The sequence below is a fragment of the Marinactinospora endophytica genome, from assembly GCF_054780875.1.
Genome location: NZ_BAAGVM010000008.1, coordinates 258,818 through 273,414 on the forward strand (window position 1 = coordinate 258,818; position 14,597 = coordinate 273,414).

10 protein-coding genes are annotated in these 14,597 nt (G+C 72.2%); 8 read left to right on the plus strand and 2 right to left on the minus strand.

Annotation, left to right across the window (positions count from 1 at the left end; all coding sequences use genetic code 11):
- Positions 1-30: 30 nt before the first annotated feature.
- From ACYVHU_RS17055 to ACYVHU_RS17075, 5 genes are all read left to right on the plus strand, one after another.
- Complete coding sequence (locus tag ACYVHU_RS17055; RefSeq protein ID WP_078764149.1) at positions 31-654, plus strand: sigma-70 family RNA polymerase sigma factor; 624 nt, start codon at positions 31-33, stop codon at positions 652-654.
- A gap of 385 nt (positions 655-1,039) precedes the next feature.
- Positions 1,040-2,533 carry an IMP dehydrogenase gene (guaB, locus tag ACYVHU_RS17060; protein ID WP_078764148.1) on the plus strand — a complete coding sequence of 498 codons (1,494 nt, stop codon included), beginning with the start codon at positions 1,040-1,042 and terminating at the stop codon, positions 2,531-2,533.
- 164 nt (positions 2,534-2,697) lie between these two features.
- Positions 2,698-3,801: a GuaB3 family IMP dehydrogenase-related protein gene (locus tag ACYVHU_RS17065; RefSeq protein ID WP_078764147.1), complete on the plus strand. Its 1,104-nt coding sequence runs from the start codon at positions 2,698-2,700 to the stop codon at positions 3,799-3,801.
- A gap of 183 nt (positions 3,802-3,984) precedes the next feature.
- Positions 3,985-4,908, plus strand: a complete 924-nt coding sequence (locus ACYVHU_RS17070; protein ID WP_235001207.1) for a lytic transglycosylase domain-containing protein — start codon at positions 3,985-3,987, stop codon at positions 4,906-4,908.
- Positions 4,909-5,016: 108 nt separating this feature from the next.
- Positions 5,017-6,741 carry a glycerol-3-phosphate dehydrogenase/oxidase gene (locus ACYVHU_RS17075; RefSeq protein ID WP_078764146.1) on the plus strand — a complete coding sequence of 575 codons (1,725 nt, stop codon included), beginning with the start codon at positions 5,017-5,019 and terminating at the stop codon, positions 6,739-6,741.
- 644 nt (positions 6,742-7,385) lie between these two features.
- Here the strand turns inward: ACYVHU_RS17075 and ACYVHU_RS17080 are convergent.
- Together ACYVHU_RS17080 and ACYVHU_RS17085 are read right to left on the minus strand one after the other, a co-directional pair.
- Positions 7,386-8,588: a glycosyltransferase family 4 protein gene (locus tag ACYVHU_RS17080; protein ID WP_078764145.1), complete on the minus strand. Its 1,203-nt coding sequence runs from the start codon at positions 8,586-8,588 to the stop codon at positions 7,386-7,388.
- Complete coding sequence (locus ACYVHU_RS17085) at positions 8,585-9,394, minus strand: hypothetical protein (protein ID WP_498948974.1); 810 nt, start codon at positions 9,392-9,394, stop codon at positions 8,585-8,587. Before ACYVHU_RS17085 ends, ACYVHU_RS17080 begins: the two co-directional genes overlap by 4 nt.
- A gap of 375 nt (positions 9,395-9,769) precedes the next feature.
- Here ACYVHU_RS17085 and ACYVHU_RS17090 point away from each other — a divergent pair, with 375 nt between their 5' ends.
- From ACYVHU_RS17090 to ACYVHU_RS17100, 3 genes are all read left to right on the plus strand, one after another.
- Positions 9,770-11,077 (plus strand): hypothetical protein, encoded by a 1,308-nt coding sequence (locus ACYVHU_RS17090; RefSeq protein ID WP_078764143.1) that lies wholly within the window; start codon positions 9,770-9,772, stop codon positions 11,075-11,077.
- A complete protein-coding gene (locus ACYVHU_RS17095) occupies positions 11,074-13,629 on the plus strand; it encodes a polynucleotide kinase-phosphatase (RefSeq protein ID WP_498948975.1) in 2,556 nt (851 codons plus the stop codon). The genes ACYVHU_RS17090 and ACYVHU_RS17095 overlap by 4 nt, the downstream gene beginning before the upstream one ends.
- 128 nt (positions 13,630-13,757) lie before the next feature.
- Complete coding sequence (locus tag ACYVHU_RS17100) at positions 13,758-14,555, plus strand: DUF4097 family beta strand repeat-containing protein (protein WP_078764141.1); 798 nt, start codon at positions 13,758-13,760, stop codon at positions 14,553-14,555.
- Positions 14,556-14,597: the final 42 nt, after the last annotated feature.

The window sequence follows — 14,597 nt, forward strand, 5'->3', positions numbered from 1 at the left end:
AAGTCCGTGCCTGCGGGCATCATTCGTAACGTGACGGATCTACGCGTCGCGGGGGGCACGCTCGCGGGACGGACGGCGACCCTGCCGAGAGCGGACGACACGGAGCTGAACCACCTGACCCGCCTGGCGGTCCAGGGCGACCTCGGCGCCGTGGACTCCCTCATCCGCGAAGTCCGTCCCATGGTGGTGCGCTACTGCCAGGCGCGACTCGCCCGCGTCGCCGGCTACGTGCACTACTCCGACGACGTCGCCCAGGAGGTCTGCATCGCCCTGCTGGCGGCGCTCCCGCGCTACCGCGACATGGGGCGGCCCTTCGCGTCGTTCGTCTTCGGCATCGCCGCGCACAAGGTCGCCGACGCGCTGCGCGGCTCCCACCGCGCCGACGTGCCCACCGACACGGTGCCCGACCGGCCCGACGACGGCCCCGGCCCCGAGGAGTTCGCCGTTCGGACGGCCGAGGCCGAACGGGCGCGGGCCCTGCTGGGAGAGCTGCCCGAGCAGCAGCGACGGCTGCTCGTCATGCGTGTGATCGCTGGACTATCTGCTGATGAGACGGGACATGTTCTGGGGATGTCGGCGGGAGCCGTACGGGTCGCCCAGCACCGGGCCCTGGCCCGGCTGCGTGAGGTGGCCGTCGCGAACCGCCTCCTGTGATCCGGCCCGCCACGCTCGTCGTGTGCCGGGGCCGCGCGGTGACGGATGCCCCCCGCGGGTCCGTTACCGGCGTTACTGCAAATTGTGAGACCCCCCACCGTCGGCCGATGAGGGGGCCGGTTTTTCCACCACGCGGCGATACCCGGAACGGGCGCGCCTTAGGATGTGACCACCGACCTCGCGTGGTCGGAAGGCGGTTCGCCCCTGGTCGGGGGAGGACGGCCGACCACCCACGGGGCCCACTCCGCCGCCGTGCCCCCGCATCGCATGGCCTCAGGCGCCGGGAATCCCCCGCGCGTCCGCGGAGTTCTTCACACCAGTAACGGATGCCGACAGGGAAGGCGTGCTCGACCCGGCTCCGGGTTCTCGCGCCGGGGGAGTGTTCATGACCTTGAACCCATCAGAGACGACCGGCAAGATCCTGCCGCCCGGCCTGACCTATGACGACGTCCTGCTGGTTCCGGCCTACTCCGACCTCCAGCCGGGCGAGGCCGACACCACGACCCGTCTCTCACGCAACATCACGCTGCGCGTGCCGTTGATCTCCGCGGCCATGGACACCGTCACCGAGGCGCGGATGGCCGTCGCCATGGCCCGCCAGGGCGGTGTCGGCGTCCTGCACCGCAACCTCTCCACGGAGGACCAGGCGGCGCAGGTCGACCTGGTGAAGCGGTCCGAGGCCGGGATGATCACCGCGCCGGTCACCTGTAGCCCCGACGACACGCTCGCCGACGTCGAGAAGCTCAGCGCCCACTACCGCATCTCCGGCGCCCCGGTCACCGACGCCGACGGGCGTCTCGTGGGCATCGTCACCAACCGCGACATGCGGTTCGAGGACGACCGCGGCCGCAAGGTGCGCGACGTCATGACCCCGATGCCGCTCGTCACCGCCCCGGTGGGGGTCTCGCGTGACGAGGCGTTCGCCCTGCTGCGGGCCAACAAGATCGAGAAGCTGCCGTTGGTCGACGACCAGGGACGGCTTCGCGGCCTCATCACCGTCAAGGACTTCACCAAGAGCGAGCAGTTCCCCGACGCGACCAAGGACGCCGAGGGCCGCCTGGTCGTCGGCGCCGCCGTCGGGGTGGGGCCCGACGCCGAGTCGCGGGCGCGCGCCCTGGTCGAGGCCGGCGCCGACTTCATCGTCGTCGACACCGCGCACGGCCACTCCGCGGGCGTGCTGGAGATGGTCGCCAAGCTGAAGGCCAACACCCGCGCCGACGTCATCGCCGGCAACATCGCCACCCGCGCCGCCGCGCAGGCTCTCATCGACGCCGGCGCCGACGCCGTGAAGGTGGGGGTCGGCCCGGGCTCCATCTGCACGACCCGTGTCATCGCCGGTGTCGGCGCGCCGCAGGTCACCGCCGTGTTCGAGGCGGCCAAGGCGGCCGGTCCCGCGGGCGTGCCGGTCATCGCCGACGGCGGTCTCCAGTACTCCGGCGACATCGCCAAGGCGATCGTGGCCGGTGCGAGCACGGTCATGCTCGGCAGCCTCCTGGCCGGTGTCGAGGAGAGTCCCGGCGAACTCATCTTCATCAACGGCAAGCAGTTCAAGTCCTACCGCGGCATGGGCTCCCTCGGCGCGATGCGCGGCCGTTCCTTCTCCAAGGACCGCTACTCCCAGGCCGATGTCACCACCGAGGAGAAGCTGATCCCCGAGGGCATCGAGGGGCAGGTCCCCTTCCGTGGACCGCTCGCGGCGGTGGCCCACCAGCTCGTCGGCGGCCTGCGCCAGTCCATGTGGTACGCGGGTGCCCGCACCGTGGACGAGTTGCGCGAGCGTGGCCAGCTCATGCAGATCACCTCGGCGGGGCTCAAGGAGAGCCACCCGCACGACATCCAGATGACGGTCGAGGCGCCCAACTACCACGGCCGCCGCTAGCCGGACCGTAGGCGCCCGCCCAAGGGAGGGGGTCCCCGGCGGTCTCACCGCCGTCGGGGGCCTGCGGCCCGCAGGTCGGCGCTGGTCCGGGGGTAGACTCGCCGCTGCGGCACCCAACGGTGACCGCGCGGGAAGGATGAGAGGGGATCGAAGCGTTGGCTCAGGTGGAGATCGGGCTGGGCAAGAACGGGCGTCGGGCCTATGAGCTCGACGAGATCGGGATCGTGCCGGCCCGCCGCACGCGCGACCCCGAAGAGGTGTCCATCGCGTGGCAGATCGACGCCTATCGGTTCGAGACACCGCTCATGGTCAGCCCGATGGACAGTGTCGTCTCGCCGAAGACCGCCGTCGAGATCGGCCGTCTCGGCGGTCTGGGCGTGCTCGACCTCGAAGGTCTGTGGACGCGTTACGAGGATCCCGAGCCGCTGCTGGCCGAGATCCGCGAACTCGACGACGTCGCGGCCACCCGGCGGCTCCAGGAGATCTACGCCGCCCCCATCCAGGAGGAGCTGATCGGCCGGCGTATCGAGGAGGTGCGTCGCGCGGGGGTGGTCACCGCCGCGCGGCTGTCGCCGCAGCGCACGGCCCAGTACCACAAGGCCGTCATCGACGCCGGCGTGGACATCTTCGTCATCCGCGGCACCACGGTCTCGGCCGAGCACGTCTCCGGCCGCGCCGAGCCGCTCAACCTCAAGCAGTTCATCTACGACCTGGACGTCCCGGTCGTCGTCGGCGGGTGCGCCACCTACACCGCCGCGCTGCACCTCATGCGCACCGGCGCGGCCGGCGTCCTCGTCGGTTTCGGGGGCGGTTCCGGGCACACCACGCGCAGCGTCCTGGGAGTCGCCGTGCCGATGGCCAGCGCGATCGGTGACGTCGCCGCGGCCCGCCGCGACTACCTCGACGAGTCCGGTGGGCGTTATGTCCACGTCATCGCCGACGGTGGGATGACGCACAGCGGCGACATCGCCAAGGCCCTGGCCTGCGGGGCCGACGCCGTCATGGTCGGCTCGCCGTTGGCCCGCGCCCAGGAGGCGCCCGGCTTCGGTTACCACTGGGGCAGCGAGGCGCACCACAGCGAGCTGCCGCGCGGCGAGCGGCTCGCCGTCGGCACGATCGGCACGCTCGCCGAGATCCTGCACGGGCCCGCCTCCACCAGCGACGGCTCGATGAACCTCATGGGTGCCCTGCGGCGCACCATGGCCACCTCCGGCTACACCGACCTGAAGGAGTTCCAGCGGGTCGAGGTCGTGGTGGCGCCACACTGAGTCCCGCAGGACCGTTTCGGGCACTCCTCGCCGTCCGGCGGGGGGTGCCCTTCGCGTTGGTCCCGGCCGGGCCCCACCCCAGGGCCTGAATTCGAGACTGATCTGTGCGGGATCGCGTACGTGAAGTAATTTGTTCTCCCGTTGGCCGCGATCCTGCCTCTTGTGTTAACGAGTGAGGTGTCCGTGACCCTGCCCCCCACCCCCACCACAGGCGGCGACACACAACAGGAAACCCCGCGCTCCGAGGCCGCCCGCGCCCCCGGGCGCGTCCCCGCCTCCTGGAAGCCGGCGCTCGCCGCCTCCGCGGCGGTGCTGGCCACCCTCGGTGTGACCGGCGCCGTCGCCGGAACCGTCGTCCACGTGGTGGGCTCGGCTGCCCCCGACGTGATGCCCCCCGGCCCCCGCGACCAGGGCGGCCACGTCGACACGGTGACCGGCTCCGAGGAGGGGGTCTTCGCCGCGGGCCCCTCCGAGGGCGAGACGACGGCCGACTCCCGTCCCTCTCCCGAACCCCGCTCCGTGGCCGAGGAGATCAGCCCCGTCTGGCTGGACCGCGTCTCCGAGTACACCGGGGTGCCGCGCAGAGCCCTCCAGGCCTATGCCGCGGCCCAGCTGACGCTCATGGAGGAGCAGCCCTCCTGCCAGGTGTCCTGGCCCACCCTGGCGGGCATCGGACTGGTGGAGTCCGTCCACGGAACCTACGCCGGTGGCGAGATCGGTCCCGACGGCCGCACCACCGTCGAGATCATCGGCATCCCCCTCAACGGGGAGAACAACACCGCCGTCATCCGCGACACCGACGGAGGCGAGCTCGACGGGGACACCGTCTGGGACCGGGCGGTCGGGCCGATGCAGTTCATCCCCACGACCTGGGCGCGGTGGGGGGCCGACGGCGACGGTGACGGCGTCGCCGACCCGCACGACATCGACGACACCGCCCTGGCCGCGGCCCGCTACCTGTGCGCCGAGCGCCGCGTCCTCACCGAGAGCGGCGGATGGTGGGAGGCGATCCTGTCCTACAACCAGTCCGAGGAGTACGGCGGGGACGTCCTGGACGCCGCGAACTCCTACGCCGACGCGGCGAGCCGCGCCACCGAAGGGGACTGACACGCTGAAGGCGGCACGGGAGTGGGCGATTACTCAGCGGTATAGCCTGATGGCCCCGGCGAGAATCGGGTAATCGCCTGATAGGTACCCGTATCGGAAAGGCGTGAGATGACGGCAGCGCGGATGGGCCCCGAGGAACGAGCCGAAGCGCTCGCGCACATGGCCACTGACGAACTCGACGTCCTCGTCGTGGGGGGCGGGATCGTGGGCGCGGGAGTGGCGCTGGACGCGGTCTCGCGGGGGTTGTCCGTGGGACTGGTGGAGGCGCGCGACTTCGCCTCCGGCACCTCCAGCAGGTCGAGCAAGCTGATCCACGGCGGTCTTCGCTATCTGGAGCAGAAGGACTTCGAGCTGGTCCGCGAGGCGCTCACCGAGAGAGGGCTGCTCCTCCAGCGCATCGCCCCCCACCTGGTCCGCCCGGTCCCCTTCCTCTACCCGCTCCGCCACCATCTGTGGGAGCGGGCCTACGTCGGCGCGGGCGTCACCCTCTACGACACCCTCTCCACGTCCATGGGAACCTCCCGTGGGCTGCCCCACCACCGCCACCTCTCCCGTGGCGGGGCGCTGCGGGTCTTCCCCGCGCTGCGGCGCGACGCGCTGGTCGGCGCCGTGCAGTACTGGGACGCCCAGGTCGACGATGCCCGTTACGTCGTCATGTTGCTGCGCACCGCCGCCACCTACGGGGCGCGGATCGCCTCACGGGTACAGGCGGTCGGGTTCCTGCGGGAGGGCGAGCACGTCACCGGCGCGCGGGTCGTGGACCTGGAGGGCGGCGGCGAGTTCGAGATCCGGGCCAAGCAGGTGGTCAACGCGGCCGGGGTGTGGACCGACGACATCCAGGAGATGGTGGGCGGTCGCGGCCAGATCCACGTCCGCGCCTCCAAGGGCATCCACCTCGTCGTGCCGCGTGACCGGATCCAGGCGTCCTCGGGGCTGATCCTGCGCACCGAGAAGAGCGTCCTGTTCGTCATCCCCTGGGGCCGTCACTGGATCATCGGCACCACCGACACCGCCTGGGACCTGGACAAGGCCCACCCCGCGGCCAGCCGCACCGACATCGACTACATCCTCGACCACGTCAACCAGGTGCTGCGGGTCCCGCTCAGCCGGGACGACGTGGAAGGGGTGTACGCGGGGCTGCGCCCGCTGCTGTCGGGGGAGTCCGACGAGACCTCCAAACTGTCCCGGGAGCACACCGTCGCCCACCCTGTGCCGGGGCTGGTCCTCATCGCCGGGGGGAAGTACACCACCTACCGGGTCATGGCCAAGGACGCGGTCGACGCGGTCGCCCACGGTCTGGGGGGCGGCGTGCCGAAGTCGGTCACCGACCGGGTCCCGCTCGTGGGGGCCGAGGGGTACGCGGCGCTGTGGAACCAGCGGCACACGCTGGCCCGGGTGTCGGGTGTGCACGTCTCCCGGATCCAGCACCTGCTGCGCCGCTACGGTTCGCTGATCCACGAGGTCATGGAGCTGATGCGGGAGCGGCCCGACCTGAGGGAGCCGCTGACGGGGGCCGACGACTACCTGCGCGCCGAGGTGGTCTACGCGGTGCGCTTCGAGGGCGCGCGCCATCTCGACGACGTGCTGTCGCGGCGCACCCACGTGTCCATCGAGACGTGGGACCGGGGCCTGGCCGTCGCCGAGGAGGCCGCGGAGCTGATGGCCGACACGCTCGGATGGGACGCCGAGCAGGTCGCCCGCGAGGTCGAGTACTACCGCAAGCGCATCGAGGCCGAGCGGGCCGCGCAGGAGCAGGACAGCGACCACGAGGCCGACGCCGTTCAGCACGGCGCGCCCGACATCGTCCCCCAGGCGCGGTCGATGTCGCGCTGACGGCGACGGCCGGATTCCGGTGTCCTCGTCGGGACCGCGCGGTGCCCCGCTGTGTCGCGTGGCGTGCTCGACGGGCGGCCGGCCCACCGCGGACCGTGGTGGGGCCCGGGGCGCACCTGTGGCCGGGGAACCCTCTCGGGGTGGGGGTTCCCCGGAAGCGGGAAGGAGGCATGTCCGGAGACGGCCGCGACGCAGGCCGCCACCAGGGCGCTCGGCGCGGGGCCGCGCACGAGGAGGGCCGGACGCTGCCGGTCGACGGCGGCGAGCGCGTCCACTTCGACGCTCCCCGGCGGATCGATCACCGCCACCGCGGGCGGTGTCCACGGTGGGATCCCGCCCAAGGAGGCGACCGTCGACCGCCTTTCCCGAGGTCCCGTGGACCGTCGCGTCTCCCGGGCGTCGGGCGGGCGGTGTGGCCGGGGCGCGGCGCCGCCGCGTCCCTCCTCCCCTTGGAGCGGGCCCCGTCCTGATCGACGGCCTGCGGCGCAGCGCGCGGCCCGCGAGAGGGCCTGCCGGGCCGCCGGCCCCGACCGATGGCCTCGTCCGGGCGGGGCGACGGTGACGCCCCACCCCGTGCTCGCGCTGTGGGGGCCGCCGGATCGGCGGTCACCTCCCAGGTGATGACGCGCCGACCCGGGCCCCGGTCACCAGGGGAGGAAGCGGCGCAGTCCCGAACGCTTGGCGGTCCGGGCCAGGAGCGGGGCGAGGTAGGTCTCCCAACGTTCCACGATCGTCTCGACGTGGTAGCGCCGGGCCGTCTCCACGGCCGCCGCGCCCATGCGCCGACGCTCCTCCTCGTCCTCGACCAGCCGGAGCATCCCCGCGGCCAGCGCGTCGACGTCCTGGTCGGCCACGAGCAGACCGGTGCGCTCGTGGTCGATCAGCTCCCGGGGGCCGTGGGGGCAGTCGAAGCTGACAACGGGCACCCCGACGGCGAACCCCTCCAGGATCACCATCGACAGCCCCTCCTGCTTGGAACTGCACACGACGATCGACGCCTTGGCGAACTCGGCCGCGGTCTGGGCGGCCCGCCCCATCAACACGACATGGTTGTTGAGCCCGTGCTCGGTGATCGTCGAGCGGATCCGCGCGGCGTCCTGTCCGCTTCCGTAGATCCGCAGCTGCCAGTCGGGGTGCTTCTCGGCGACGGCCGCGAACGCCCGCACCAGCTTGGGGTACTGCTTCACCGGGATGAGGCGTCCCGCCGCGGCGATGATCGGGTTGGTCAGCCGGGAACGGGCGTAGGGCCCCTCGGGCATCGCGTTGGGCATGGTGAACAGCCACGGATCGGACTCGGGACGGCCGAGGAACCGGGCGTAGTCACGGCGGTCGGAGTCGGTGAGGACGGTCAGCCCGTCCAGCCGGACGTGGAGGTCGCGGATGTGGGCGAGCACGTCCTTTGGCTGCTGTCCGAGATTGAGGTGCTCCTGGCCGATCCGCACGTACTTCCCCGTCCCGAACAGCGCGAGCAGGGAGTTCAGGCCGGGGCGGGTGGCGACGACGACGTCGGCGTCGGTGTTCGCGAGATAGTCCCGCAGGGCCCGCTCCGACAGGGCGTTGAACACCGTGTCGCGAGCGGCCTCGTCCGGTGGGACATGCTCGGCCGGCAGCGTCTCCAGCCGTTGGGTCTCGGCGTCCGGCTCGGGGCGCTCCTTCCAGCCCCGGCCGTGGGTGAGGTCGCGCAGCCGCACCTGCGGATCGATCCGGAAGAAGGGCTCGGAGGCTCCCCTGGCCATGCTGACGATCTCGACCTCGTGTCGTCGGATCAGTCCGTTGGCGAGGTTGGTGGTGGCCCGGATCGTGCCGCCCATGCCGTAGACGTTGGCGATCAGGAATGCGATCTTCATGCCGGTGCCTCTGCGGGACTGTTGGCGACGGCGAGGATCGCCAGGTGGTCTTTTACGGTGTAGTAGGGCCGGACGCGTAGGCGGCCGGAGGCCGACTCCACGAGGACCTCCGGATAGCTGAACCGTCCCTTGCGGCCGACGATGTCGTCGTCATGGGTTCCCACGTGCAGGTCCGTGCCGCTGTCGGGGAGGACGAGGGTCAGGTCCCATTCGTTGTGGGGGCGTTCGAGGACGTGGGCGTCGGCCAGCGGCGCCAGGGGGACGGTGACCCCGAACCGGGATCCGTCGACGGTCGCGGGAACGCGGAGTTCTCCGCTCAGCCCTCGTTGGCGGGCGACGAGTTCGGCCGGGCCGCGGAGGGCGGGGCCGTAGGCGAGGATCCCGGCGAGGGTGATCTCGGATTCGGCGACGTCGACCCGTTCGATCCGGGCGTAGGGCCTGGTCTGGCGGACCTGGATGCGCAGCCGCCCGTCGGAGGTCCTCAGGGGCAGGTGGCGCCTGCCCGCGGGGCGGGACAGCGCCCGTGCGACCTCGGCGACGTCGTAGCAGGGGTCCGAGGTGATGATGGGTCTCTTCTTACCGGCTTCGACCCAACGGACGACCCATGTTCCCGGGGGGATCTCCGCCCGGGCCAGATCGGCGTGGGCCGTGCCGTCCTTGATGTCGAGGGGGAGGGGGATCGCCTCGACGACCCCCTTGTTCTTGCCCGTCGGGAGAAGGAGCAGGTGGGCGTCTTCGGCCGTTCGGTCGAGGAGTTCCAGTTCCAGGGCGTCCCCGTCGACGATGCGGCTGACGTCGACGCGCATTGAACCTCCACGTGTCTGTTCGGGGACGTCCGATCGACGCCGCGAATGGCCGGCCCGCGCGTCGACGGAGATTCCCGTCGTGATCTGAGAAACCGCGGCCCGACCGCCAAGAGAGGATATTTCATCAATCGCGGAAACCGGTCTTCCAGGTGGCGGACCACCACCGTGAAGAGGCGACACCGGTGGGACGGGCGTGACGCACCGCCCCAGGGGGTCCGGGCCGATCCCCGCGTTTCTCCCGGCCGGAACGGGCCCGCGGCCGTGCGCCGCCGTCCGACTCCGTGAGACCGCCGAAGGTCCTGGCCTCCTCCGGCCACCGTCCACAGGCCGGAAAAAGCCCTCGAACCGCGTCCGCCGTTCCGCCAGACTGAGGTCGTGTTCCTGACGATCACCACCACGCGCCGCCCGGCCACCGATCTCGGTCTCCTCCTCGGGGCCGACCCCGGCCGGGTGCTCAGGTGGGTTCGCCCCTATGGCAACGTCCACGTCTTCTTCCCCGAGTCCACCCCCGACCGCTGCACGGCCGCCCTGCTGCTCGACGTCGACTCCCCCCGGCCCACCGCGCGCGCGGACGCGGGTCCCGCGCGTCGCTCCGGCCGGCACCCCCACACCGTGTCCTCGCTGCTGGCCACGGCTCTCGGCGACGTCTTCCACGCCGCCCTCGAAGGACGGTGCGCGGACGCGCCGGACCTTGCCAGGGAACGGCTCCCCCTGGTGGTGAGCCTTCCCGCGGTCTCCTGCCACGGGGATCCGACGGAACCACGCAGGCTGTTCGAACCCCTCGGGTGGCGGGCCGAGACGGCTCCGCTGCCCCTCGACCCGGGCCTGCCCGGCTGGGGCGACTCCCACCACGCCTCGCTGACCCTGACAGGAGAGCAACGGCTCGCCGACGCGCTGGGGCACCTACGCCTCCTGCTTCCGGTGCTCGATCCCGTCGAAGGCCATGGGATGACCGACGACCTGGTCGAACCGCTGCTGCGGGCGCAGGCCGGCCGGCTTGCCGCCCACCCCGACCGCGACCTCATCATCGGCCGCTACCTCGACCGGCGTGGGCGGTCGCGTACCGCCATGACGCCCGGGCCGTCCGGGGCGGACCCGGCTGCCACGGGCCTCGCCGCCGGGCTGCGGGCGCTCGCGGTCGTCGCGGCGCTCAGAGCCGAGGGGGCGACCAGCGTGATCGACCTGTGCTGCGGTCAGGGGGAGCTTCTCGGCCGTCTCCTGGCCGACCCCGCCTTCGAACGGGTCGCCGGGACCGACTCCCGCGCGGGCAACGTCGGCACGGCCGCGCGCCTCCTCGGCGTCGACCCCGCCTCCGGCCACGGGCGAGGACGGTTGGAGCTGTTCACGGGCTCCCCGTTCTACCGCGACCCGCGCTTCCTCGGCTACGACGCCGCTGTCCTCAGCGGTGTGGGCCACGTCCTCCCCTCCCGGTTGGCGGCCCTGGAACACGTCGTGTTCGGCCACGCCGCCCCCCGCGTCGTCGTGGTCCTCCCGCAAGGGGGTCCCGGCGATCATCGGAACCCCGTCGCCACGGGTGTCCGCTCCCCCGGACGGGCCACCGGGTGGTTCCGCGACTGGGCCGGCGGCGTGGCCGCACGGCGGGGCTACCGCCTCCGTCTCGCCCCCGCGGGCTTCGAAGGACCGGACACGGCACGGACGGAGATGGGAGTGTTCACCCGATGACCCCCGAACGCGAGCTCGTCGTTCCGGCGAAGGGGCTGGTGGTGCTCGTCGGCGTCTCCGGTTCGGGCAAGTCCACCTTCGCCGCCCGGAACTTCGCCCCCACCCAGGTGGTCGGTTCGGACTCCTGCCGGGGGATGGTCAGCGATGACGAGAACGACCAGAGCGCCACCGCCGACGCCTTCGGACTGCTCCACCACCTCGTCGACACGCGGCTACGCCGTGGCCTGCTCACGGTCGTCGACGCCACCAACGTCGACTCCTCGGCTCGCAAGAGGCTGCTGCGCATCGCCGCCGACAACGACCTCCCGGCTGTCGCGGTCGTCCTCGACCCTCCCGAACAGCTGGTCCGCGACCGTGGCGCCGCGCGCGCCGACCGCGCCCTGCCCGACTCCGCGCTCTCCCGGCAGTACCGGCAGATGCGCAATGGCCTCGAAGGCGAGGGCTTCCACGAGATCCACGTCCTGCGCGATCCTCAGGAGATCGACTCCGTGGTGGTCCGCACGCGGCCCCTGGACAACGACCAGCGCGCTCGCACCGGCCCCTTCGACATCATCGGCGACGTCCACGGGTGCCGCGCCGAACTCGAGGAGCTGCTCACCCGCCTCGGCTACACCCTTGAGCGCGACGGCTCGGGACGGGCGGTCGGAGCGCGCCACGCCGAGGGGCGCACCGCGGTGTTCGTCGGCGACCTCGTCGACCGGGGGCCCGACACCCCCGGCGTGTTGCGGCTGGTCATGGGGATGGTCGAGTCCGGCGACGCCCTGTGCACCCGCGGCAACCACGAGGACAAGCTGCTCAGGGCCCTCAAGGGAGGCAAAGTCAAGGTCGCCCACGGCCTCGCCGCCACCCTGGAGCAGCTCAGCGCCGAGCCCGAGGAGTTCCGCGACCGCGTGCTGTCCTTCTGCGCCGGTCTGGTCGACCACTACATGCTCGACGGCGGTCGGCTCGTCGTCGCGCACGCGGGGCTGAAGGAGGCCTACCACGGGCGTTCGTCGGGACGGGTGCGCGCGTTCGCGCTGTACGGCCAGGTCACGGGCGAGACCGACGAGTACGGTCTGCCGGTGCGCCATCCCTGGGCCGAGGACTACCGCGGCGCCGCGGCCGTCGTCTACGGTCATGTGCCCACCGACCGGGCCCGGTGGGTCAACAACACCATCTGCCTGGACACCGGATGCGTGTTCGGGGGACGCCTGACCGCGCTGCGCTACCCCGAGCGGCGGCTCGTCGACGTCCCCGCCCGGCGCGTCTGGTCTCCACCGGTCCGGCCGCTGGGGGCCGACGACGCCCCGGCGCCCCGCGACCCCGAGCTGCTCGACATCGGTGACGTGCTCGCCGGTCCGGAAACACCGGGGGGCACCCTCGACACCGCGCACGGTCCGGTACGGGTCCCCGCGGGTCACGTCCTGGCGGCCCTGGAGGCGGCCAGCTGGTCCACCGTCGATCCCCGATGGCTGATCTATCTCCCGCCGCCCGCCGTCACCGTGCCGGCCTCACCCGATCCGATGTTCCCCGAACGTCCCGATGAGGCGTTCGACCACTACCGGGAGCAGGGGATCGACGTGGTCATCTGCCAGGAGTCGCGCAAGGGGACACGGGCCGTCGCCATCGTCTGTCGCGATTCCGCGGCCGCCGCCCGCCGTTTCGTCCCTGGTGAGCCCGGCACGGTCTACACCCGCAGGGGCGAGCCCTTCTTCCCCGATCCGGTGGTCGAGGCGGCCGTGCTGGCCGAGCTGCGTGCCGGCATCGAGGCCGCCGGACTGTGGGAGGAGCTCGACACCGACTGGGTCGCGTTGGACGGAGAGTTCCTTCCCTGGTCGCTCCGCGCCGGTGCGGAGATCCGTCATCACGCCTCGGCCGGTGTCGTGGCCCGCGCCACGCTCCCGGCCGCGGCCGAGGCGCTGGCCGCCGCCGCGGCCCGCGGCGTGGACGTCGAGGCGCTGGCCGACCGGGTCCGGCAACGTGCCGCCGCCGTCGAGTCCTACAGTGCCGCCTACCGGCGGCACGTCTGGCCCACCGACGGCACGGCCGGACTGTGCTACGCGCTGTTCGCGGTGCTCGCCGTCGAAGGGAACGCGCTCACCGACCGCGACCACCTGTGGCACATGGGCGTTGTCGAACGGCTGGCCGAACACAGCGGTCGGGTGCGGGCCCCCCGCTACCTCGCCGTCGACCTCGTCGATCCGCGGGCCGTTGCGTCGGCCACGGCGTGGTGGCGGGACCTGGTCACCACGGGAGGCGCGGGCATGGTGGTCAAACCGTTGGCCGGGGCCCTCGCCGAGGGCCGTAAGGGGCTCGTCCAGCCGGGGCTGGAGGTGCGCGGACCCGACGACCTCCTTCTCGACCGCGGCCTCGATCCCTCCCCTCCCGCTCCACCGGGCACAGCGCGCCGGCGCGGTCTGGGGCGCGCGGCGGGGCCGGCCCTGATGGGACATCGGCTGGGGGTGGAGGCCCTGGCCCGGCACGCCGCCGGCGAACCCCTGTGGCGGGTCCACCCGCTCGTGTTCGCGGCCCTCGCTCTACAGTCCCGCTCCGCAGGCCCCGAGCCGTCCTGATGCTTCCGGCGGTGCGGGACCCCACGTCCGAGGTAGGGCACGCACCACCTCACACCGAGGTGCCAGGGACATCGCGGCCACCACTATGACCAGGGAGAATCGACGAGACGAGAAAGGCAGGAGGCGGAATGTCCAACGTGACAGGCCGGGCCGCGACGGTGGTACGCGGAGGCGCGATCGCGCTGACCATGTCGTTGGGGGCGTCCGCCCTCGCCGGGTGTGGGGCGGAACCGGCCGAGATCCACGAGGAGATACGTGACGACTCCTACGCCGACGTCACCAAGCTGCACCTGACCAACAAGAACGGGTCCACCACCATCGTCGGAGCCGACGTCACCGAGGTCCAGGTGATCCGGACCCTCACCCACCGCGGCGACCACCCCCCGACCGAGTCCATCACCGAGGGGAGCGGCGGCCGGCTGGAGATCCGAGGCGAGGGCTGTCCGCACCGCGAAGCGCGGTTCGACCCGCACTGGTGCGAGATCGACTACACGGTGACCGTTCCCTACGGCACCTCCGTCGAGGTGGTCTCCTCGGACGGCGACATCACGCTCGACGACCCGCGTGGCAAGGTCGTCGCCGACGCCTCCGACGGCGATCTGCGGTTGGCCGGCGAGACGGAAGGGGCCGAGATCGTCACCTCGGACGGTGACGTCGACATCGACGTGGTGCGTTCGTCCGAGATCGAGGTCACGTCCCGCGACGGCGACGTCGACGTCACCCTGGACGCCGAATTCTCCCGGCTGGCCGTCTCCACGAACGACGGCAACGTCACCGTCCGCACCCCCGCCGACGGGGGCCCCTATGCGGTCACCGCCACCGGTTCCGACGGCGCGGTCGACATCGGCGTGCCCCACGACCCGGACGCGCGTGCCAGCATCGAGATCGACAGCGCCGACGGGAGTATCACGGTCCAGGGGTCCTGACCGGGGCGGATCTCGACGTGGCCTAGGCTGAAACGGCAACGG

Bases quoted from the DNA above. Each gene is read 5' to 3' on its own strand.
- ACYVHU_RS17075 (WP_078764146.1), top strand. From the start codon at position 5,017: ATGACGGCAGCGCGGATGGGCCCCGAGGAACGAGCCGAAGCGCTCGCG.
- ACYVHU_RS17085 (WP_498948974.1), bottom strand. From the start codon at position 9,394: ATGCGCGTCGACGTCAGCCGCATCGTCGACGGGGACGCCCTGGAACTG.
- ACYVHU_RS17095 (WP_498948975.1), top strand. From the start codon at position 11,074: ATGACCCCCGAACGCGAGCTCGTCGTTCCGGCGAAGGGGCTGGTGGTG.
- guaB (WP_078764148.1), top strand. From the start codon at position 1,040: ATGACCTTGAACCCATCAGAGACGACCGGCAAGATCCTGCCGCCCGGC.
- ACYVHU_RS17100 (WP_078764141.1), top strand. From the start codon at position 13,758: ATGTCCAACGTGACAGGCCGGGCCGCGACGGTGGTACGCGGAGGCGCG.
- ACYVHU_RS17080 (WP_078764145.1), bottom strand. From the start codon at position 8,588: ATGAAGATCGCATTCCTGATCGCCAACGTCTACGGCATGGGCGGCACG.